This is a genomic window from Cytobacillus solani (assembly GCF_001420595.1).
GTDB lineage: Bacteria > Bacillota > Bacilli > Bacillales > Cytobacillaceae > Cytobacillus > Cytobacillus solani.
The window spans coordinates 4098457-4119046 of sequence record NZ_LJIX01000006.1; the positions used below are offsets into that span (position 1 = coordinate 4098457).

Consider the following 20590-nt stretch of genomic DNA (forward strand, 5'->3'; position numbering starts at 1 on the left):
CATTACAAGGATATCTTGTAAATTTCCATAACATCTCGATTGTTTAATTTCGCAAAGTTGCCAAACTCACCATTCACCGTAGCTTTGTCTGCCATTAGCTGAAGCTTGCTTTCATCAATGCCATAGTCCGCCAGCCTTGAAGGTGCTCCAATTTCAGTCCAGAATTCACGAAGCTTTTCAATTCCTTCTAAAGCTGCTTCTTCATTCGATTTTCCCGTAGGATCAACCCCGAAAACTCGGACTGCCAGCTGTTTAAATCTTTCTGGCTTTACATGAAGATTATGCTTCATCCAATTCGGGAACAGAATAGCTAGACCTCCGCCATGCGGAATGTCGTAAACAGCAGAAACAGCATGCTCAATATTATGAGTTGCCCAGTCCCCGCGATACCCCATGTTTAAAATGCCATTTAGTGCCATCGTACCTGCATATAGAATGGTTGCACGATACTCATAATTTTCAAGGTCAGAAAGAAGCTTCGGTGCAGTTTCCATAACAGTAATCAGTAATGATTCGCACATACGATCCTGAAACTCCGTATTCTCTGCTAAATGGAAGTAATGTTCAAGAACGTGTGACATCATATCAACAATGCCATATATCGTTTGATCCTTCGGAACAGTATATGTATGAACTGGATCCAAAATCGAGAACTTTGGAAAAACAGCAGGGCTTCCCCAACCATATTTTTCATTTGTTTCCCAATTGGTGATAACTGACCCTGAGTTCATCTCAGAACCAGTAGCAGCCAATGTTAAGACGGTTCCGAATGGCAGTGCCTCTGTTGCAACAGCTTTTTTAATGACTAAATCCCATGCATCCCCAGCATACTTTGCTCCAGCTGCAATTGCCTTTGTACAATCAATAACACTTCCGCCGCCAACAGCTAATAGGAAGTCTATTCCTTGTTCTTTACAAATTTCAACACCCTTTCTGACGGTTGAAATTCGCGGATTTGGTTCGACCCCAGAAAGTTCAAAAACCTCTGCATCCATCCCCTTCAATTCAGCCATTACTTTGTCATACAGACCATTTCGTTTAATGCTTCCTCCACCATATACAACTAAAACTTTATTCCCGTATTGCGGAATTTCTTTATGTAATTGCTCAATCTGATCTTTGCCAAAAATTAATTTGGTCGGATTCCAAAAGGTAAAATTTTGCACATTTACTCTCTCCTTTTCGTATCATATTATCCCCTCTATTCGGCTTATTATATCATTAGAGATTCTAGAAGTTCTGTCGAAAAGCCTTGAATAAATAAAAATCCTTGCACATCATCATGTGCAAGGATTTTTTGCTCTATATTAGCTTAATACTTTTTTAATTCGCTCAATTGCCCAATCTAAATCCTCTTCGCTAATTACTAATGGTGGAGCAAAACGAATCACGGTATCATGAGTTTCTTTACATAATAGACCTTCTTCTTTCAATGCTTCACAATATTTGCGTGCTGGTTCTGTTAGTTCTACACCGATAAATAGACCACGGCCGCGAACGTCTTTTATGATAGGATTGTTAATTTCTTTTAATTTTGCTTTGAAGTAATCCCCAAGCTTAAGCGAACGTTCTGCAAGCTTTTCCTCCACAAGAACATCAATTGACGCAATCGAAACTGCACACGCCATCGGGTTTCCTCCGAATGTAGAGCCATGCGATCCCGGGTTGAATACGCCAAGAACTTCTTTATTGGCAACAACACATGAGATTGGGAAAACACCTCCGCCAAGTGCCTTACCTAAAATATACATATCAGGATCTACATCTTCCCATTCACAAGCAAACATTTTTCCTGAACGAGCAAGACCTGCTTGGATTTCATCAGCTATGAATAACACATTATTTTCTTTACATGCCTCATACGCTTTCTTTAAGAAGCCCTCAGGAGGAATAACGATACCTGCTTCTCCTTGAATCGGTTCGATTAAGAAAGCAGCAGTGTTTTCAGTAATAGCATTTTTCAATGCTTCTAAATCACCATAAGGAATTAATTTAATTCCTGGCAGCATTGGTCCAAAACCACGCTTGTATTCTTCATCTGAAGATAGCGAGACTGCCGTCATTGTACGGCCATGGAAGTTCCCGATACAAGCAATGATCTCTGCTTGGTTTTCTGCTACTCCTTTTACATCATATGCCCAGCGACGTGCAGCTTTAATCGCTGTTTCAACTGCTTCTGCTCCTGTGTTCATCGGAAGGGCCATCTCTTTATTTGTCAGCTTACAAACCATTTCATACCATGGACCAAGCTGGTCGTTATGGAAAGCTCGTGAAGTAAGTGTCACCCGGTCTGCTTGTTCCTTTAATGCAGCAATAATTTTAGGATGACGGTGCCCTTGGTTTACAGCTGAGTAGGCACTTAACATGTCCATATATTTATTGCCTTCAGGATCCTCAACCCAAACTCCTTCTGCCTTAGAAATAACGATTGGCAGCGGATGATAATTGTTTGCCCCATATTTTTCAGTTTGTTCAATTAAACTACTTGTTTGTGTCGTTTGAGCCATGAAGAACCATTCCCCCATTTTCAATTAAATACTCATTCATTGTAACCTAAATCACCAAAAAGAGTCATTTAATTACATAATAAACACTCAAAATTAGTGTACCCTTTTCAGGGAACCTTATCTATTAGTACATCTCAGAAGTTGTTTTCGCCTGCATGTGAAGCTGGATGTAGTCAGGCCCGCCTGCTTTTGAATCTGTTCCTGACATATTGAAGCCGCCAAATGGCTGGTATCCAACGATTGCACCTGTACATCCACGGTTAAAGTAAAGGTTACCGACATGGAAATCTTCACGTGCTTTTTCGATATTCTTACGATTATTTGTGATAACTGCTCCTGTTAGACCATATTCTGTGTTGTTCGCAATTTCAATCGCATGATCGAAATCTTTCGCTTTTGTAAATCCAACGACAGGGCCAAAGATTTCTTCTTTCATGATGCGAGCTTCTGGATCAAGGTCTGCGAAAATAGTTGGCTTTATGAAGTAGCCTTTAGAGTCGTCTCCTTCTCCACCTGTCATTAACTTTCCTTCTTTTTTGCCAATTTCGATGTAGCTCATGATTTTATTATATGCACTTTGGTCTATTACTGTAGCCATGTAGTTATTCGGATCAGTTGGATCTCCTTGTGTTAATTCATTTGTTAATTCAACGGCACGATTTAACACTTGATCGTACACATCTTCTACGATTACAGCACGAGAGCATGCGGAGCATTTTTGCCCAGAGAAGCCAAATGCAGAAGCAACGATCGAAGTAGCAGCTAGCTCAAGATCTGCTTCCTTATCAACAACAATTGTGTCTTTTCCGCCCATTTCTGCAATGACACGCTTCATCCAAACTTGGCCTTCGCTTAATTTAGATGCACGTTCGAAAATACGAAGACCAACATCACGAGATCCTGTAAAGCTAATGAAACGTGTATCCTTATGGTCTACTAGGTAATCCCCAACTTCTGCACCGCTTCCAGGTACAAAGTTTAGAACGCCTTTTGGAAGACCTGCTTCTTCCATCACTTCAACGAATTTCGCAGCAACAACTGGTGTTGTTGAAGCTGGTTTTAGAAGAACAGTATTCCCTGCTACGATTGCGGCAACCGTTGTTCCAGCCATAATCGCAAGCGGGAAGTTCCAAGGAGAAATAATGATACCTACTCCTAAAGGAATATAGTCATAACGGTTATATTCATTTGGACGGCTGTTTACAGGCACTCCGTCTTTAATGTTTAGCATTTGTCGCGCATAGAATTCAAGGAAATCAATCGCTTCCGCTGTATCTGCATCCGCTTCATTCCAAGGCTTTCCTGCTTCTTTTGTTAAAAGGGCAGAGAACTCATGCTTCCGGCGGCGAATGATAGCAGCCGCTTTGAATAAAACGTCCGCACGTGTTTCTGCTTTTACTTTTTTCCACGTTTTAAATGCTTCAACTGCAGCTTGCATCGCTTTTTCAGCAAGATCACGGTTTGCTTTTGATACACGGCCAATCACTTCTGTTTTATTTGCAGGATTGTAAGAAACAATTTTATCTTCGGTAGAGATGCGCTCTCCATCGATCACTAGATCGTAATCTTTCCCTAAATAGCTTTCAACTGTTTTTAAACCAGTTAAATAGACTTGATGATTTTCTTCCAATTTAAAATTTGTAAATGGTTCATGTTTGTATGGTTGTACCACGTTTCCATCCCCCTCTATCATTTTCAATAAAACAATTATTGCAAGAAGTGTGCCAAATAAAAAAACGTTATGTACTCTGTATTTTCTCTTTATACCCGCAAAGTAAATTTGCAGAAATAAAATAATTAGTGCAAAAATATATTGCACCCCTTCCATTCTCTTTATACACTTGTAGAAAAGGAACGTGAAGGAGGGATCATCATGAGCAATAAAAACTTCACTTCAGACCATTTGAAGGATAAATTGTTTGATAAAATTCTTAAAGAAATCGATATTGGTATTCACGCAGTCAATCAGGACGGGAAGACCATTATCTATAACAAGAAAATGGCCGAAATAGAGGGGATGAAGTTCGAAGACGTTCTTGATAAAGACCTCTTAGATGTCTTTTCTTTTCATCAAAATGAGCACAGTACACTTTTAAAAGCCCTTACCAAAGGGGAGACAATCATCAATGAAAAGCAAACGTATTTCAATAACCGCGGGCAGGAAATAACGACAATTAATAATACCTTTCCAATAATTGAAGAGGGACTGCGAATTGGCGCCATTGAAATTGCTCGTGATGTTACAAAGCTGGAAAAACTGATTAGAGAAAATATGAACAAGAAAAGTGATACACGCTACACCTTTGATAGCATCATTGGGAGCAGCCATGAAATCAAAGATGTAATCGAAGCAAGCAAGAGAGCAACAAGGACAAATTCATCCATCCTTATTATTGGAGAGACAGGAACCGGAAAAGAGCTTTTTGCCCAAAGTATTCATAATGGCAGCACCCGCTCTACTAGACCATATATTTCACAAAATTGCGCAGCACTTCCAGATAACTTAATTGAGGGTTTGCTCTTCGGGACAAAAAAAGGGGCATTTACTGGAGCCATCGAACGGCCTGGTTTATTCGAACAAGCAGAAGGCGGGACATTACTGTTAGATGAAATTAACTCACTTAATCCCGCCCTGCAGGCAAAGCTTCTTCGCTCTATACAGGAAAAAACAGTTCGACGAATCGGGGACACGAAAGATCGGAAAATTGACGTCAGAATAATCGCCACCATCAACGAGGATCCAATAGACGCTATTTCAGGAGGCAGGCTCCGCAAAGACTTATATTACAGACTAAGTGTTGTTTCTCTATTTATCCCTCCCTTACGAGACAGAAAAAAGGATATCCCTGACCTTGTTCAGATTTTTATAGAAAAATATAATCAGTTATTCGGAATGATGGTCAAAGAAGTTGACGAGAAAGTACAGAATAGCTTCTATCAATATGAATGGCCTGGAAATGTCCGAGAGCTTGAGCACGTGATTGAGGGAGCGATGAACTTGATTGATTATGAAGAAACGATTACATATTCACACTTACCAATCCATTTCCGCAACAAACCTCAATTTAAAGCAGATACTAAGGATCAACCTATTTCTATTGAAAGCCGTAACGATATAAAACCATTAGATCAATATTTAGAGGAAATAGAATCGAACTATTTGCAGAAGGTGTTAACATTCCACAGTTACAATATTACCCAAGCTGCAAAATCCCTAGGCATGAGCAGACAAAACCTTCAGTACCGATTAAAAAAATATGAATTAAAAGAAATGCGGAAGCGCGTTGATCATCGCAGTACAAATCGGAAGGGACACGACTGAGATAAAGGAACACAATGAGAGAAGCGAATGAATGTCAACTTATCGTAGGGAGGGTTTGATAGGCGATAGGGCACTTGCGCTAGACAATTTACTAATTCCAAAGTTATATTTTCTTATCTTAAAATAAAAATCCTCTGTCACAAATGACAGAGGATTTTATTTATTCATTAAGCCTGAGACTGATTAATCCACTCTTGAAGCTTATCTTTAAGTGTGTTGAATCCTTGTGCCGTATCATTTTCCACTTTAATTGGTGCTGCTTGACGTTTGCGAGGCTTTTTCACCTTTTCTTCAACAGCAGGTGCTTCCTCTGTTGCACGGATAGATAAACCAATTTTACCTGCTTCTTCATCTATAGATAAAACCTTTACATTCACTTCATCGCCAACTTTAAGAAATTCATTAATATCTTTTACGAATCCATGAGTTACCTCTGAGATATGAACAAGTCCTTGTGTATTTTCATCTAAAGCTACAAACGCACCGTAAGGTTGAACTCCAGTTACCTTTCCTGTAATAACACTTCCTACTTCGATTTTTTCAGACATGAAAACACTCCTAAATTTTATATTATTTTTCGTTTTTATTCGCAATTAAAAATTATATCATAGATGGGCTTTTTTTTCAAAAGTTATTTATATATGGCGTTATTCTATTTTGTGCGCGAATTCTTTAATTATGTTTTAAAAAAAAGGATTTAACCCATGTATAAAAAAGTGAAACCTGGTTATCCTTATCTTATAAGCTTTCTAGTATTCCCCCCTTTTTTGAACGGACAATCCAAAATGGTTTGTCCCTTTTTTATTGTTTCTACACAAAATTTCCAGCATACTATTTGTGAGCATAGAAGGAGGAATGGAAAGATGGACAGCAATCTAATCACCCTTAATGGAAATGAAATTTATTACGAGTCTTATCTTCATGCCCATTCAAAAAAGACCGTTGTTTTGCTGCATGGCTTTCTTTCTTCTACCTTTAGCTTCAGACACCTTATCCCACTTTTAAAAACTGAGTTCAGTGTGATTTCCGTTGACCTGCCCCCATTTGGTAAAAGCGGGAAGTCCACGAGCTACATTTATTCGTACGAAAATCATTCGATGACAATCATCAAGCTGTGTGAAAGCCTTCAATTGAAAGACATTATAATTATTGGACATTCTATGGGAGGGCAGATCGCCTTAAATATCGCTTACTTACGACCTGATCTCATAGCCCAATGTGTCTTATTGTGCAGCTCGGCTTATCTCCAAAAATCAAAGCGTTCTCTTATTATGTCGAGCTATCTTCCTTTTTTCCATCTATTTATTAAGCGTTATCTTGAAAAATCAGGGGTTGAAAAGAACTTAAGAAATGTCGTTTATGACCATTCAAAAATAGATAAGGAAATGGAAAAAGGCTATTTAGAACCGTTCCTAGAGGATCGTATCTTTCATGCTTTGACGAGAATGATTCGGGACCGTGAAGGCGATCTGCCTAATGAAAAGCTTCATGAAATTCATACACCTTGTCTATTAATTTGGGGTGAACATGATAAAGTTGTTCCATTACACATTGGAAAGCAGCTGCACAAGGATTTAAAAAATTCCAAACTGATCGTGTTAAAAGAAACCGGCCATCTTGTTCCTGAAGAAAAACCAGAAGAGGTTCTATTTCATATAAAAAATTTCGTAAATGAATATAAATAAAAATCACCCTTATTTGTTCCTGAAAGGGTGATTTTTACTCGATATTATTATAATTGGCAAGAAGCACTATTTTTGATTACGATTAGCTTTTCGGCTATTTCTTTACAGGCTCTTAGTGGGATCACTTGCTCAAATGAAAATTCGTAGATTGCTTGGATTTTTCTTGCAAGTTTTTCCATATCATCCAAATCATGAACAGCCTGAACAACATCAGCTATTTCCGTATCATAATTGCCTTCCCCAATTTGAAACGGGTCCCATTCATCTAGCGTGCATACAAGCTGTATGTTTATATCTTGAATTTGCATCATGATCACCTTTTATTTTACTTTTTAATTGCATCCTTTATTATAGAGTAAAGAGGAAAAAAATGAAAAGGCGGGGACGAAATGAATATGTACGATTTTAATCAAAAAATGAATCGAGAACACACTTCTTCCGTTAAATGGGGATTGACGAAGCAAATCTTTGGAGCAGATGATGTATTGCCGATGTGGGTTGCGGATATGGACTTTTCGCCGCCAAATGAAGTGAAGGAAGCAATTCAAGCTAGAGTAGATCATGGAATATACGGCTACACATTTTCCCCTCCTTCCACCACAGAAGCGATCCAACAATGGCTCAATAAAAGACACGGCTGGGAAATTAACCATTCTTGGGTTCTTTACAGCACTGGAGTCGTTCCAACCATCTCCATCGCCATCGAAGCCTTTACCGCACCAGGAGATAAAGTTATGCTGCAATCACCTGTCTACACCCCTTTCTTTGAAATGATTGAAAAAAATAAGCGAAAACTCGTGAACACCCCATTGAAATTAATTAATAACCGCTACGAAATCGACTTTACCGTATTTGAAGATCATCTGAAGGATGGCGTAAAACTTTTTCTGCTTTGCAATCCGCATAACCCAAGCGGCAGAGTATGGACAAAAGAAGAATTAACAAGGGTTGGCGAGCTCTGCCATCAATACAATTGTCTTATTCTTTCTGATGAAATTCATTCTGATTTAATTTTAAAGAATAAGCACGTACCTATTGCCTCATTAGACGAAACATTCAAAGAAATAACCGTCACTTGTATCGCACCTAGTAAAACATTTAATCTAGCTGGACTCCAAGCCTCAGCTGTAATTATTCCCAATAAACAGCTTCGTAAAGCCTTTAAAGACGTACAAGAAAGGCAAGGATTTTTCAGTTTATCCACTTTTGGAATTATTGGAATGGAGGCTGCCTACCGATCTGGTGAACAATGGTTGGAAGAACTGTTAGCCTATTTAAAAGAAAACGTTAAAACAGTGAAAGAATACATAGATGCGCACATCCCAGGCATATCAGTTATGGAGCCAGAAGGCAGCTATCTTATTTGGCTTAACTGTCAAGCACTTCAATTAAGTGATGATGAAATCAAAGACCAGTTATTAATAAAAGGAAAATTAGCATTAGAGCCGGGAACAAAGTATGGTCCGGGGGGAGAAGGATTTGTTCGAATGAACATCGCTTGTCCAAAAGAAGTTGTGTTAGAAGGGTTAGAAAGACTGAAAAAAGCATTTGAATAAGGAGTCATATACATTTGAAATAAATATGGTCGCCAATTAACCTTATTGGCGACCATATTCCTTTGGAATTTGCGGTTTCGAGCGTAAATACCCTTATTGACTACCGAACTCTCTTTTACTTTGCTTGTAAACAACCAATACTTTGCTTAAACAACATTAGTAACTTGTTATTTCTAATCATCCTGTGCCTTTTTCTGACCTTTTGAATCTTTATCTTTTAAAATCGAACCGCAAGCAATACGTGCACCTGAATCCCCTGCTGGCTGAGTCATGCCGTCATCGGCTGATTCATGGATAACTATGGATGTTCCCTCTTTTGTTAATAAAGATTTTTTATTTTCTTTTAATGTCACTTGTGGAGCCATAAGTTCTGCTTTAACTTTCCCGTCATCTTCGACAATTAGATTAGGGAGATCCCCGGCATGCGCACCCTTTGGATGAAGAAGACCATGTTCCTTATCTTCTGGATTAAAGTGGTTGCCTGCTGACTTAAAATCAGGTGGCTCACATTTTCTTGTTTCATGGATATGAATGGCATGCTCCCCAGGAGAAAGCCCCTTCAAATCAACCTTCATCTTTACTCCTGATGCCTGTTCTTCTAACTTTATCTTGCCTAAAGAGTCGCCTACAGCATTAAACATCTCAACATCTAAGTTTCTTATATTTTCTTCTGCACACCCTGTAAGGAGTAGAATAGGGATGAGTAACCACGCTTTTTTCATGAGCTTAAATCCTCCATAAGACAATTTGCCCTTAGTGTTTCCAAGATCATCCTTTGATAAACAGGAAAAACGGAAACTCCGGGGGAGGGGGGTGGAGCAAGACAAAAAAAAGAACAGCTGTTTTTAACTGTTCTCACCGCTATTATTTATCTGATGCTGTAATCTTTCCTCTAGCTCCTTCGCCTTCAAAGCCTCTTTTTTGGAGATTCGAACAATGAATCTAAACGTGAAAAAAGCAGCAATCGCAAATATCCCTAGACTAATAGCAGCAGGGAGATATTCAGACTTATCTTCAGGAAAGTATAAAAACAAAGACAATACAGTCCATTCTAACATTCCATTCGCCCTTTCTATCGAAAAACAGTGGTTTAATACTTTATTATATCATATTAATATCACTACTATAACGGTTTGCACTTTGTTTTTCCACTAAAGTAAGTCATAATAAGGATATAATTGGATCCTTTAATAGAAGGAATGAGGAGGATACAGCATGGAAGAATTTAAGGTTGGTGACCGAGTAAGAGCTCACTATAAATCAGGAACATATATTGGTGAAGTAACAGAAATTCGCCCACAGCATTATTTAGTAAGAGTACTTGCGGTAGCGAAACATCCAATGCAAGGAGATCTGCATAGTCCAAAGGATGGAGATGCGATATTTTTTCATGAACGCAGAGCATTAGCCTTTAGAGAACAAACAAATGTGCCAATGAAAATGGTTAAGCATTTTGAAGAAGAAATTCCCGATTATAATGATTCATTAAGACAAGCATTAGAAAAAATGAAACAGGAGCTAGAAGGCGTTTCATCTCCTTGGGCGGAACAAAGCCTTAAGAACATTGCATCATTGGAAAAGGATTATTTTAAATAAAATTCAACGAATAAAAGCCAAATCGATACATAGCGATTTGGCTTTTTTATGCAAATTTATTTAGAAGCTTAGAAAAGTCAACCCGATCACCAATTGTTGTCGGTTCAGGTTTTTCTAAATATCGCTTATCCTTTTCTACTAATCTAAAAATATTGTATGTTGTCATCGCATCATCTAATGCACGATGATGCTTGCCAGTCCCTTCTTTTCCATACTCTTGGACTGCCTTCCATAGACCCGTCTGGTTCTTATCTCCAAAGAAACGTTTATATTCCATCGATAAGTCTATTTCCTTCCCTTTAAACGGGAAAGGAATGCCTGCATGCTGACAATTATTCCGCAGTACCCTCATATCCATATTTCCCCATGTAATAATTGTGCATGGATTATTATTGCTTACATCCTTCAATTTTTTCACTAATTCATAAAGTGATATTCCCTGATCGACCTGTTGCTGCGATATTCGAAGAAAGGATTTACAGCGGTCAGATAATATCGGGAAACGAATGGGAGAAATATATGATGAAAATTGTTCATTTACTTGATCATTCTTAACAGCAACAACTCCTGCTTCAATGATTTCCGGATAAAATCCTTTATATCGGCTGCTTCTATCCGGCATGGTAAATTCAAAATCGATAAATAAATAGCGATGCTCATCCTCCATTATCTCACCTGCTTTCATAAAAAAATTGCTACGAACATATTTTATTAATTATACCACGGAAGATTTTAATTTTTCTGTGTAATTTTATTTTTCTACAGATTTTCTAAAGGAAACAAACGTAAAAAATAAACATTAACCTTTTCCCTATTCCATCCGAATATTATTATATATAGTGATAATGAAAGGAACGTGAGGCAGTTGCGCATGTTAACGGGATATATCTTAATCGCTGCTTTGCTATCCATCTTCATGACGGTTGTTTTTGTAGCTGGTTCGGAAATAAACCAAGTTCAAGGCTTTCATGAAGTATTGGAAAAAAAGATTCATATGAAAGAAATTACATTGCCGCAGACAAGCTTTATTAGAGCTTCCGATGGTGCGGTTATTTCTGAAATTTCTCAGCCTGATAATCGGATCAACCTTGATTCAGCAGACATTCCGCTTTTTCTTAAAGAGCTATTTGTTGTCTCAGAAGATCAGCATTTCTATGACCATCCCGGATTTGATTTACCAGCAATCGGAAGGGCGCTTGCCATAAATATGCATTCGAACGATATTAAACAAGGGGCGAGCACCATTACTCAGCAGCTTGCGAGGAACCTTTACTTAAATACTGAAAAATCGTATAACCGGAAGCTTAGTGAGCTATTATATGCCTATGAAATTGAGCGCAATTATTCGAAGGAAGAAATACTTGAGCTCTATATTAATGCGATTTATTTCCATAATAGCGTGTATGGAATCGAGGCGGCCTCTCAGTTTTACTTTCAAAAACAAACGAAAGAGCTTTCGAAGGCTGAGCTTTCTTTTTTAGCATCGATTCCAAATAATCCATCTATGTATAATCCCTTCAAACACTTTGACAGAACAAAAGAACGCCAAGAACGGCTAATCGATCAATTAAGTCAACAACAATTGATTAGCTTGGCGGAAGCGGAGGAAATTAAAAATGAGCCGATCCTTCTGAATCGCAGAGAACAGATCGACTTATATCCAGATTACGTAACATATGTCGAAGCAGAGCTTAGTGATTTAATCGCTCAGCAAGAAGGATTCAATAAAAAGCTAGTATCAGCAGCTGAACAAGAGAAGAGAAAGATCGAGGAGAAGCTTAGAAAACGTGTCGAGAATGTGATAGCTTCAGGAATTATTATCGAAACAGCGCTTGACCCTGCCATACAGGAAAAAGCAAAGGAATCTGTAAAGAATAGACTTCCATATAATGATATAGAAGGAGCAGCTGTTGTTATCGACCATGAAAAACACCAAGTTGTTGCTCTTGTTGGAGGAAAACAGTATCAGAAATATAATTTTAACAGAAGCTACCAGGCATATAGACAGCCAGGTTCTGCGATAAAACCGCTGCTTGTATATGGCCCGTATCTTGAGCGAACAAATGCATCCCTTCAAAAAAAGGTAAATGCAGGTCCTTATTGTAAAAATGGGTATTGTCCAAAGAACTATGGAGGCGGCGTGTATGGAAATGTCTCTTTAGAAAGAGCATTTATCTACTCTTATAATACACCTGCCGTTAGACTATTGGATTCAATTGGTGTCGAGAATGGATTTAAGGACCTAGCAAACTTTCAATTTAGCAAAGTGACATCATCAGATCATATACTATCCTCTGCTCTTGGCGGGTTATCCTTTGGCGTGACACCACTTGAACTCACTGCTGCGTATACCACTTTTGCAAACAATGGATATTATCAGCCACCAAGGGCGATAAAAAAAGTAACAACCATGGATGGAAAAGTACTGTATAGCTGGAAAGACAGCCAAGTGGAGGTTTGGAGCAAAGCAACGACTGATAAAATAAGACAATTAATGAAAAAAACGATTCAATCTGGAACCGCAAAGAAGATTAATCTTTCAAATGGGTATGCCGGCGGAAAAACTGGGACAACAAATGATTATAAAGACTATTGGTTTATTGGTCTAACCGATCAGTATACTGCAGGGGTCTGGATTGGAAAGGATAAGCCGGAAAACATGAAGTCCATTCAATCTGCAGCCCCACAGCAGCTTATTTGGAAGGATATTATGACAGATTAGTAGATTTGAAAGGAATCGGAGCCCTCTTTCGATTCCTCTTTAAATCGGTAAACTTGCTATTACGCTGTTATAGACCTTCAATGATAAATAGATGACACCGATCACTAAGGATGACCATGTGAGCACTTGAAAAAAGATCACTCCAACCAATCCTAGAACGGAGAGGGAGGAACTTATTTTATATACAAAATAGCAAAAATAAACCCCTGTCGTTACAGCAAAAACAGCCAGAATTCCTATTAAAGTACTCATTAACAATAGCGAAATGAAGCTTCCAATAAAATAAATAATTGCTCCGCCTCGAATTTTCTTCAAACTCTCTCCTTCAGAATCCTTTGAAAAAAATAATAGAGAGACTTCATTTATCGTATCAGCTAACAATTTTAACGCAGCATATAGACAAAAAAATAGGATCATTAATAGTGCTAAAAGAGCAAATTTGATTCCGGCATCTGAAAAAAATTCTCGCATCCCTTCATAAATCCCTGCTGACTTAAGAAAATCCAACAAGACCATCTCAATATTTATTGACAGGGACAGACTAAACAAAATGATGGAAAGCAGCGGAAAATAACTCATAAAATAGGTGTTTTTCATTTTATATCCTCATTTAAATTTTGTCATATCAAGTTTTTATTATTACGGAAGCGTTGAATAAATACAATACAGAGAATAAATTCACCTAAAAAAGGATGAGCAGTCTCATCCTTTTTTATCATGATGATTGTATTCTAATGTATTCACGCGGTCCAAATGCCTTCACCTTCTGTTTTTCTACCACTTCAACTTCAGGTGCACTTCTTATTGGAATGATCTCACCATCAAAGACTTCAACTATTCCTTCAGCCTCTGACAAGTAAAAATCACGCTTTCCATTCAGATCTAGCACCCAAGCATAAGAGAATAGGATTGAAAAAATCAAAATAGAAATCATAATTTTCTTTTTTATCATCGCACACCTCCTATTGATAAGGGTGTATAAAAAGATGAATGATTATACGTACTTTATTATAGAAAAACTTTTCAATTTTTCACAAAAATTTACTATTTTTAACCCTTTCTTACCAAAAAACATCCTTTTATAACTTGACAACTGATAAATCTCAAAAATTTTTTTCTATAAATTTACGTGTTTCTACCTATTTATTAATCAGCATTGAAGATGATAGAAAAAACAAAATCATTGAAGATTTCCCGAATTTACATGATATAATATAAATAAAAATAGAAAAGGACCTGGGACATCATGATTTTAGGATTAACTATTATATTGGCACTAGTTTTATTTTTGCCATTTACAGTTAAAGCTGTAGAACATAATTTAGAAGTGTTCTTATTTATAATGGGTATTGCAGCTGCAATGATTAGTCAAGTGCTTGACGGGGAGTTATTTATAAAAGCACTTGAAGACCCTATACATATCACATTAGCTGTGCTTATTGCTGGCTTATTATTTAGATGGTGTCAAACGCCAATGGAAAAAGGGATACTCGGAATAAGCAAAGCCATTCCTTTCCGATTATTTTTAGCACTTGTCGTTATTATTCTTGGACTTATCTCCAGTATAATTACAGCTATTATTGCTGCCATTGTTCTTGTCGTAATAGTTAGTGTGTTGCGTCTTGACCGCAAGTCTGAAATTCGCCTTGTAGTTTTAGCTTGTTTCTCAATTGGGCTTGGTGCTGCATTAACACCGATTGGCGAACCGCTTGCAACAATAACAATCAGTAAATTAAATGAAGACTTCTTCTATTTAATTAAATTAATTGGTTCAGATGTTATTCCAGCTGTTGCTATTTTCGGAATCCTTGCTGCTATCCTGGTTAACCCGAAAGAAAGTGATAACGGTCTGAATGCTGGTCTTCAAAAAGAAAGTTATAAAGAAATTATTATTCGTTCAGTAAAAATTTATTTATTCGTAATGGGCTTAACGTTACTTGGATCAGGCTTTGAACCATTTATTGAAAAATACTTGCTTGATCTAAGCCCATATGTACTTTATTGGATTAATATGATTTCTGCAGTATTGGATAATGCTACACTTGCTGCTGCTGAAATCAGTCCATCCATGGATGCACCGACAATTAAAGCCATTTTGTTAGGACTAATTATTAGTGGTGGAATGCTTATCCCTGGAAATATCCCGAATATTATTGCTGCCGGAAAATTGAATATTACCAGCAAGGAATGGGCTCGTTTTGGCGTTCCAGTTGGTTTAATTACAATGGTAGTATATTTTATTGTCATTCTTATTTTCGGATAACCAGGGTTTGGATAATAGGCGCAAATGAAAGGGTGACGAAAATCCTGACAAAGGATATGCCGTCACCCTTTTTATATAAATAAATGATGGTACCTATTCTATGTTTTTAATCGACATCAAGCTTTAACCACCCCAAGATAGTAAGTTTTTAACACAAACCTTCTCCCACTACTAAACATAATTACTATTTATAGCTGTTTTTCAGTTATTACTATAGGAACTAGTACAATAATTTCAAACTATATGTGATACTGCTGCCTTTTATGTAGAAGAATAATAGGAGTATTATCGCAAACTTTATAAGGGGGTTATGATTTGTCTTTGCTGCATCTGGCAATTCTTTCACCATTTTTACTTGCCATCTTCATTCCTATTTTGTACAAGCTCTTTAGGAAAGTACATACGGGCTGGTTCGTTCTTCCACTGCCCATCCTGCTATTCAGTTATTTTCTATCGTTTATATCTATCACTTCTACCCATCAGACAATAACCGAATCCGTACCTTGGATACCTGCTCTTGGGGTTGACTTTATCGCAAAAGTAGATGGATTAGGTCTGTTATTTGCCTTACTGATTACAGGTATCGGCTCTTTAGTGGTATTGTATTCAATTTATTACTTAGCAAAGGATAAAGAAAAGCTTAATACCTTCTATGTATACTTACTATTATTTATGGGTGCAATGCTAGGAGTTGTCTTATCAGATAACTTAATCGTATTGTATACATTCTGGGAATTCACAAGCTTCTCATCCTTTTTGTTAATCGGCTTTTGGTATGATCGAGAAAAGTCTCGATACGGTGCACAGAAATCTATGCTTATTACCGTGTTTGGCGGCTTGTCTATGCTTGGAGGAATCATTCTTCTCTATATCATGACGGGATCATTCAATATTTCCGAGATTATTGACCAAGCAGCTGCTATTTCAACAAGCCCATTATTTATCCCAGCATTAGTTTGTATATTGCTAGGCGCATTTACAAAATCAGCTCAGTTTCCTTTTCACATCTGGCTGCCTGATGCAATGGAAGCACCAACACCTGTCAGTGCCTACCTGCACTCAGCGACAATGGTTAAAGCTGGTATTTATTTAGTCGCTCGAATGACACCTGTTTTTGCTTCTGAAGGACTTTGGCTATGGCTTGTTGCTGGCTTTGGGATTGTCACATTGTTCTGGGGTTCCTTTAATGCAGTGAAACAGACAGACCTAAAAGCGATTCTCGCTTTTTCAACCGTCAGTCAGCTTGGGATGATTATGTCCCTTCTCGGACTCGGTGCTGCTGCCCTTCATTTTGATGATATCGACAATAGTTTTTTCGGTGCAGCAACTGCAGCGGCTGTCTTTCATCTATTTAACCATGCCACTTTCAAAGGCAGTCTATTTATGGTAGTCGGAATTGTCGACCATGAAACAGGAACAAGAGACATCCGCAAACTTGGCGGCTTGATGAATTTTATGCCCATTACCTTCACATTAGCCATTATCGGAACATTTTCAATGGCAGGGCTGCCGCCATTCAATGGATTTTTAAGTAAGGAAATGTTCTTTACAGGAATGATCCGTGTCACAGAGCTTAATATATTCAACTTTGAAACATGGGGCATGCTCTTCCCTGTTATCGCTTGGATTGCTAGTGTATTTACTTTTATTTACAGTATGATCCTTGTATTTAAAACTTTTACAGGAAAATATCAGCCAGAAAAATTAGAGAAGAAACCTCATGAAGCACCGATGGGCATGTTAATATCTCCGATCGTTCTTGCCTCACTTGTGATTATTATCGGGTTCTTCCCTAACATTCTTTCAAACAGCATCATCTCACCGGCACTGGAATCTATTTTGCCAAATAATGATATTGATGTTCATATTAGCTTCTGGCATGGATTTAAACCTGAATTATTCATGACAATCGGTGTGATTGCTTTAGGAATTCTTCTATTCCTTACACTGCCAAAATGGAGAAAAGTATACAACATCTTCCCGAAGAAGCTAACATTTAATCGATTGTATGATAGTGGATTAGAGATGATCCAACATGCTTCAAATAAATTAACAAAAACGTATATGAATGGTTCGATTCGTTCTTATCTCGTTTATATTTTTGCATTTTTCATTTTTATCCTAGCGACAACAATCGCTGTAAAAAATGCATTTACATTTGATACGAGTAATATTTCATCCATAGGTTTTTATGAAGTATTGCTTGCTTTGGCTGTTGTGATCGGTTCCATAAGTATCTTATTTGTAAAATCAAGGATGACCGCGATTATCCTTTTAGGGGCAGTCGGTTATACAGTGTCATTGTTTTATGTACTATTCCGTGCACCTGATTTGGCACTCACACAGCTCGTTATTGAAACGATTTCGGTTGCTTTATTCCTCCTATGTTTCTATCACCTGCCAAAGAATAGGAATGAAGAAAGAAATAGATTCAAACTTACAAATGCCATCATCTCTATTGGTGTTGGAGCGATTGTGACAGTAATTGCTTTATCCGCACACAGCAATAAAGTATTCGATTCAATTGCTGAATACTATGTAGAAAACACATATACAGAGGCTGCAGGCAAAAACATGGTTAACGTCATTCTTGTAGACTTCCGCGGCTTTGATACATTGTTTGAAATTACCGTATTGACGATTGCAGCTTTAGGGATTTTTGCAATGATTAAATTACGAATGGGAGGAAAAAAGAAAAATGAAAACAAATGACCTTATTTTACAAACAACAACAAAAGTTGTCTTGTTTATCATTATTCTTTTCTCTTTTCATATCTTTTTTGCTGGTCATTACACACCTGGTGGCGGCTTTGTTGGGGGCTTGCTCACATCAGGGGCAATCATCTTACTGATGTTGGCATTTGATATGAAGACAGTTAGTCTAATATTACCTGTTAATTATATCTATATGGCTGCAACAGGACTGCTTTTTGCGGGCGGAACGGCAGCAGGCGCATTATTATTCAATGTTCCTCTCCTTACTCATGCCTTTGGTCATGTAGATTTACCGATATTGGGCGATACAGCTCTACATACAGCAACAATATTTGATCTTGGGGTTTTTTTAGTTGTTGTCGGTGTAACAATGACCATTATTCAAACGATTGGGGAGGATGAATAATGGAAATAGTAATGGCTTTTGTAATCGGCATATTATTCATGTCTGCAACCTATTTAATGCTTTCAAAAAGTTTATTGCGGATCATTATTGGCACGGGCTTACTCAGTCATGGTGCACACCTCCTGATTTTGACAATGGGAGGCTTAAAGCGAGGAACTGTCCCGCTACTTGGTGAGGAAGCAAGTTCTTATACGGATCCAATTCCACAAGCATTGATCCTAACTGCTATTGTCATTAGCTTTGGTGTCACTGCTTTCTTCTTAGTGCTTGCCTACCGGGCATATAAAGAGCTTGGCACTGATAATACAGAGAGATTGAGAGGGAATGAAGGAAATGATTAACTTTTTGATTTTACCGCTGCTAATTCCATTTCTTACAGGAATCCTTTTAATCTTCTTTGCTAAGAATGTTGTCATACAGCGATGGATTGCTGCTTTTTCAGCTTTCTTTAACGTTATTATTGCGTTTTTGCTTGTGCAAAAAGTAAGAAATGATGGAATTCTAACATTAGATGTTTCTAGCTGGCAGGCTCCCTTTGGAATTACACTTGTTTCGGACATGATTTCAGCTCTACTTGTTTTAACGACAACAATTATTGCTTTAACAAGTGTCATCTATTCTTTTCGATCAATCGGCATTGAAAGGGAAAGGTATTTTTATTACCCTGCATTGAACTTTCTAATTGTTGGGGTAATTGGGGCTTTTACAACAGGAGATATCTTTAACCTGTTTGTATTCTTTGAGGTTTTACTTATGGCCTCCTATGTTTTGCTTGTTCTTGGAGGAACAAAAATTCAATTGCGTGAAACAATTAAGTATATTTTAGTCAATGTCATTTCATCTGCTTTATTTGTGATTGCCGTTGCTTATCTATACTCTGTTGTTGGAACGTTAAATATGGCTCATATTTCAGTTCGTCTAAATGAGCTTGGCCAATCCGGAATCATTACAGTCATAGCTGTTCTATTTTTAATCGTTTTTGGATTAAAAGGAGGTATATTCCCGTTATACTTCTGGCTGCCTGGATCGTACTACGCTCCACCAGCACCGGTTATGGCTTTGTTTGGTGCATTGCTGACGAAAGTCGGGGTCTATGCGATTATGAGGACCTATACATTATTTTTCATACATGATACAGGCTATACCCATCAGCTGCTAATGATTCTAACGATTATCACGATTATCGTTGGTGTTATAGGGGCCATTGCTTTCTCAGATATTAAAAAAATTATCATATATAATATCATCGTTGCTATTGGTGTGATTCTTTTCGGGGTTTCTGTTATGACTCCAGATTCTATCGCTGGCTCCGTATTTTATCTTATCCACGATATGATAATCAAAGCAGGTCTTTTCTTATTAATTGGCATTATTATTGCCATTACCGGAACGAGCGATTTAAGAAAGATTAGCGGGTTGATTAAACGATACCCTGGACTTGGCTGGACATTCTTCCTTGCTGCACTTGTTCTTGCAGGAATTCCTCCGTTTAGCGGGTTTGTTGGCAAGGTCTTGATCGTCAAAGGCGGATTCGAAAGCGAGCATTATTGGGGAGCTGGTATCGTCCTTACCTCAAGCTTACTCGTATTATTTTCTATCATGAAGATCTTTATTAATGGTTTCTGGGGAACTCCGCAGGATTATAAAGGGGAAGACAAGGTACCTGTACGAAAGCTCTTAATTGCACCCGTTATTCTCGTGACAATTTCGGTATTGTATGGGGCAGGTTCTGAATTTATCTTCCCTTATATCTCACAGGCTGCCGAAACACTTGCTAATCCGAGTATTTATATTGATGCAGTCTTAAAGGAGTGGTAA

General features: G+C 37.8%; 20 protein-coding genes. 10 read left to right on the forward strand and 10 right to left on the reverse strand.

Annotation, left to right across the window (positions count from 1 at the left end; all coding sequences use genetic code 11):
- Positions 1–2: 2 nt before the first annotated feature.
- The 3 genes from AN957_RS22360 to pruA all read right to left on the reverse strand — a co-directional run bounded on the left by AN957_RS22360 (position 3) and on the right by pruA (position 4179).
- Positions 3–1166 (reverse strand): iron-containing alcohol dehydrogenase, encoded by a 1164-nt coding sequence (locus tag AN957_RS22360; RefSeq protein ID WP_053477837.1) that lies wholly within the window; start codon positions 1164–1166, stop codon positions 3–5.
- Positions 1167–1307: 141 nt separating this feature from the next.
- On the reverse strand, positions 1308–2507 hold the full coding sequence (locus AN957_RS22365; RefSeq protein WP_056686110.1) for an ornithine--oxo-acid transaminase: 1200 nt from the start codon (positions 2505–2507) through the stop codon (positions 1308–1310).
- A 124-nt stretch (positions 2508–2631) separates the two neighbouring features.
- Positions 2632–4179, reverse strand: a complete 1548-nt coding sequence (gene pruA, locus AN957_RS22370; RefSeq protein WP_082446863.1) for an L-glutamate gamma-semialdehyde dehydrogenase — start codon at positions 4177–4179, stop codon at positions 2632–2634.
- Positions 4180–4380: 201 nt separating this feature from the next.
- Between pruA and AN957_RS22375 the strand changes: the two genes are divergently transcribed.
- Positions 4381–5829, forward strand: a complete 1449-nt coding sequence (locus AN957_RS22375) for a sigma-54 interaction domain-containing protein (protein ID WP_053477835.1) — start codon at positions 4381–4383, stop codon at positions 5827–5829.
- Between the two features lie 167 nt (positions 5830–5996).
- On the opposite strand, the gene yugI is transcribed toward AN957_RS22375, so the two are convergent.
- Positions 5997–6377, reverse strand: a complete 381-nt coding sequence (gene yugI, locus AN957_RS22380) for a S1 domain-containing post-transcriptional regulator GSP13 (protein ID WP_056686113.1) — start codon at positions 6375–6377, stop codon at positions 5997–5999.
- A gap of 315 nt (positions 6378–6692) precedes the next feature.
- On the opposite strand from yugI, the gene AN957_RS22385 reads away from it, so the two are divergent.
- Entirely contained in the window at positions 6693–7514 is an 822-nt protein-coding gene (locus AN957_RS22385) for an alpha/beta fold hydrolase (RefSeq protein WP_053477833.1), read from the forward strand.
- A 47-nt stretch (positions 7515–7561) separates the two neighbouring features.
- Here AN957_RS22385 and AN957_RS22390 read toward each other — a convergent pair whose 3' ends face one another.
- Positions 7562–7822, reverse strand: coding sequence for a DUF1871 family protein (locus tag AN957_RS22390; protein ID WP_053477832.1), 261 nt, complete (start codon positions 7820–7822; stop codon positions 7562–7564).
- Between the two features lie 81 nt (positions 7823–7903).
- Between AN957_RS22390 and AN957_RS22395 the strand changes: the two genes are divergently transcribed.
- Positions 7904–9070, forward strand: a complete 1167-nt coding sequence (locus tag AN957_RS22395; RefSeq protein WP_053477831.1) for a MalY/PatB family protein — start codon at positions 7904–7906, stop codon at positions 9068–9070.
- Positions 9071–9243: 173 nt separating this feature from the next.
- Here the strand turns inward: AN957_RS22395 and AN957_RS22400 are convergent, their stop codons facing one another.
- Together AN957_RS22400 and AN957_RS22405 are read right to left on the reverse strand one after the other, a co-directional pair.
- A complete protein-coding gene (locus AN957_RS22400) occupies positions 9244–9792 on the reverse strand; it encodes a superoxide dismutase family protein (RefSeq protein WP_053477830.1) in 549 nt (182 codons plus the stop codon).
- Positions 9793–9915: 123 nt separating this feature from the next.
- Complete coding sequence (locus AN957_RS22405; RefSeq protein WP_053477829.1) at positions 9916–10128, reverse strand: hypothetical protein; 213 nt, start codon at positions 10126–10128, stop codon at positions 9916–9918.
- A 157-nt stretch (positions 10129–10285) separates the two neighbouring features.
- Here AN957_RS22405 and kapB point away from each other — a divergent pair, with 157 nt between their 5' ends.
- Positions 10286–10666, forward strand: coding sequence for a kinase-associated lipoprotein KapB (kapB, locus tag AN957_RS22410; protein ID WP_053477828.1), 381 nt, complete (start codon positions 10286–10288; stop codon positions 10664–10666).
- Positions 10667–10712: 46 nt separating this feature from the next.
- Here the strand turns inward: kapB and kapD are convergent, their stop codons facing one another.
- Complete coding sequence (gene kapD, locus AN957_RS22415; RefSeq protein WP_053477827.1) at positions 10713–11333, reverse strand: 3'-5' exonuclease KapD; 621 nt, start codon at positions 11331–11333, stop codon at positions 10713–10715.
- Between the two features lie 204 nt (positions 11334–11537).
- Here kapD and AN957_RS22420 point away from each other — a divergent pair, with 204 nt between their 5' ends.
- Positions 11538–13388, forward strand: a complete 1851-nt coding sequence (locus AN957_RS22420; protein ID WP_231690145.1) for a transglycosylase domain-containing protein — start codon at positions 11538–11540, stop codon at positions 13386–13388.
- 39 nt (positions 13389–13427) lie between these two features.
- Here AN957_RS22420 and AN957_RS22425 read toward each other — a convergent pair whose 3' ends face one another.
- Together AN957_RS22425 and AN957_RS22430 are read right to left on the reverse strand one after the other, a co-directional pair.
- Positions 13428–13985 (reverse strand): DUF5366 family protein, encoded by a 558-nt coding sequence (locus AN957_RS22425; RefSeq protein ID WP_053477825.1) that lies wholly within the window; start codon positions 13983–13985, stop codon positions 13428–13430.
- 118 nt (positions 13986–14103) lie between these two features.
- On the reverse strand, positions 14104–14340 hold the full coding sequence (locus AN957_RS22430; protein ID WP_053477824.1) for a hypothetical protein: 237 nt from the start codon (positions 14338–14340) through the stop codon (positions 14104–14106).
- A 294-nt stretch (positions 14341–14634) separates the two neighbouring features.
- Here AN957_RS22430 and AN957_RS22435 point away from each other — a divergent pair, with 294 nt between their 5' ends.
- The 5 genes from AN957_RS22435 to AN957_RS22455 all read left to right on the forward strand — a co-directional run bounded on the left by AN957_RS22435 (position 14635) and on the right by AN957_RS22455 (position 20590).
- Positions 14635–15651 carry a DUF1646 family protein gene (locus AN957_RS22435; protein WP_053477823.1) on the forward strand — a complete coding sequence of 339 codons (1017 nt, stop codon included), beginning with the start codon at positions 14635–14637 and terminating at the stop codon, positions 15649–15651.
- 315 nt (positions 15652–15966) lie between these two features.
- The gene (locus tag AN957_RS22440) at positions 15967–18363 is read left to right on the forward strand and encodes a Na+/H+ antiporter subunit A (protein ID WP_053477822.1); all 2397 of its coding nucleotides are present in this window, start codon (positions 15967–15969) and stop codon (positions 18361–18363) included.
- Positions 18350–18772, forward strand: coding sequence for a Na(+)/H(+) antiporter subunit B (locus AN957_RS22445; RefSeq protein ID WP_053477821.1), 423 nt, complete (start codon positions 18350–18352; stop codon positions 18770–18772). The genes AN957_RS22440 and AN957_RS22445 overlap by 14 nt, the downstream gene beginning before the upstream one ends.
- On the forward strand, positions 18772–19113 hold the full coding sequence (locus AN957_RS22450; RefSeq protein WP_053477820.1) for a Na(+)/H(+) antiporter subunit C: 342 nt from the start codon (positions 18772–18774) through the stop codon (positions 19111–19113). Before AN957_RS22445 ends, AN957_RS22450 begins: the two co-directional genes overlap by 1 nt.
- A complete protein-coding gene (locus tag AN957_RS22455; protein WP_053477852.1) occupies positions 19106–20590 on the forward strand; it encodes a Na+/H+ antiporter subunit D in 1485 nt (494 codons plus the stop codon). Before AN957_RS22450 ends, AN957_RS22455 begins: the two co-directional genes overlap by 8 nt.

What these genes read in the sequence shown, in the direction of transcription:
- AN957_RS22365 (WP_056686110.1), bottom strand. Translation starts at nt 2,507, where the DNA reads ATGGCTCAAACGACACAAACAAGTAGTTTAATTGAACAAACTGAAAAA.
- AN957_RS22375 (WP_053477835.1), top strand. Translation starts at nt 4,381, where the DNA reads ATGAGCAATAAAAACTTCACTTCAGACCATTTGAAGGATAAATTGTTT.
- yugI (WP_056686113.1), bottom strand. Translation starts at nt 6,377, where the DNA reads ATGTCTGAAAAAATCGAAGTAGGAAGTGTTATTACAGGAAAGGTAACT.
- AN957_RS22385 (WP_053477833.1), top strand. Translation starts at nt 6,693, where the DNA reads ATGGACAGCAATCTAATCACCCTTAATGGAAATGAAATTTATTACGAG.
- AN957_RS22390 (WP_053477832.1), bottom strand. Translation starts at nt 7,822, where the DNA reads ATGCAAATTCAAGATATAAACATACAGCTTGTATGCACGCTAGATGAA.
- AN957_RS22395 (WP_053477831.1), top strand. Translation starts at nt 7,904, where the DNA reads ATGAATATGTACGATTTTAATCAAAAAATGAATCGAGAACACACTTCT.
- AN957_RS22400 (WP_053477830.1), bottom strand. Translation starts at nt 9,792, where the DNA reads ATGAAAAAAGCGTGGTTACTCATCCCTATTCTACTCCTTACAGGGTGT.
- AN957_RS22405 (WP_053477829.1), bottom strand. Translation starts at nt 10,128, where the DNA reads ATGTTAGAATGGACTGTATTGTCTTTGTTTTTATACTTTCCTGAAGAT.
- kapB (WP_053477828.1), top strand. Translation starts at nt 10,286, where the DNA reads ATGGAAGAATTTAAGGTTGGTGACCGAGTAAGAGCTCACTATAAATCA.
- kapD (WP_053477827.1), bottom strand. Translation starts at nt 11,333, where the DNA reads ATGGAGGATGAGCATCGCTATTTATTTATCGATTTTGAATTTACCATG.
- AN957_RS22420 (WP_231690145.1), top strand. Translation starts at nt 11,538, where the DNA reads ATGTTAACGGGATATATCTTAATCGCTGCTTTGCTATCCATCTTCATG.
- AN957_RS22425 (WP_053477825.1), bottom strand. Translation starts at nt 13,985, where the DNA reads ATGAAAAACACCTATTTTATGAGTTATTTTCCGCTGCTTTCCATCATT.
- AN957_RS22430 (WP_053477824.1), bottom strand. Translation starts at nt 14,340, where the DNA reads ATGATAAAAAAGAAAATTATGATTTCTATTTTGATTTTTTCAATCCTA.
- AN957_RS22435 (WP_053477823.1), top strand. Translation starts at nt 14,635, where the DNA reads ATGATTTTAGGATTAACTATTATATTGGCACTAGTTTTATTTTTGCCA.
- AN957_RS22445 (WP_053477821.1), top strand. Translation starts at nt 18,350, where the DNA reads ATGAAAACAAATGACCTTATTTTACAAACAACAACAAAAGTTGTCTTG.
- AN957_RS22450 (WP_053477820.1), top strand. Translation starts at nt 18,772, where the DNA reads ATGGAAATAGTAATGGCTTTTGTAATCGGCATATTATTCATGTCTGCA.
- AN957_RS22455 (WP_053477852.1), top strand. Translation starts at nt 19,106, where the DNA reads ATGATTAACTTTTTGATTTTACCGCTGCTAATTCCATTTCTTACAGGA.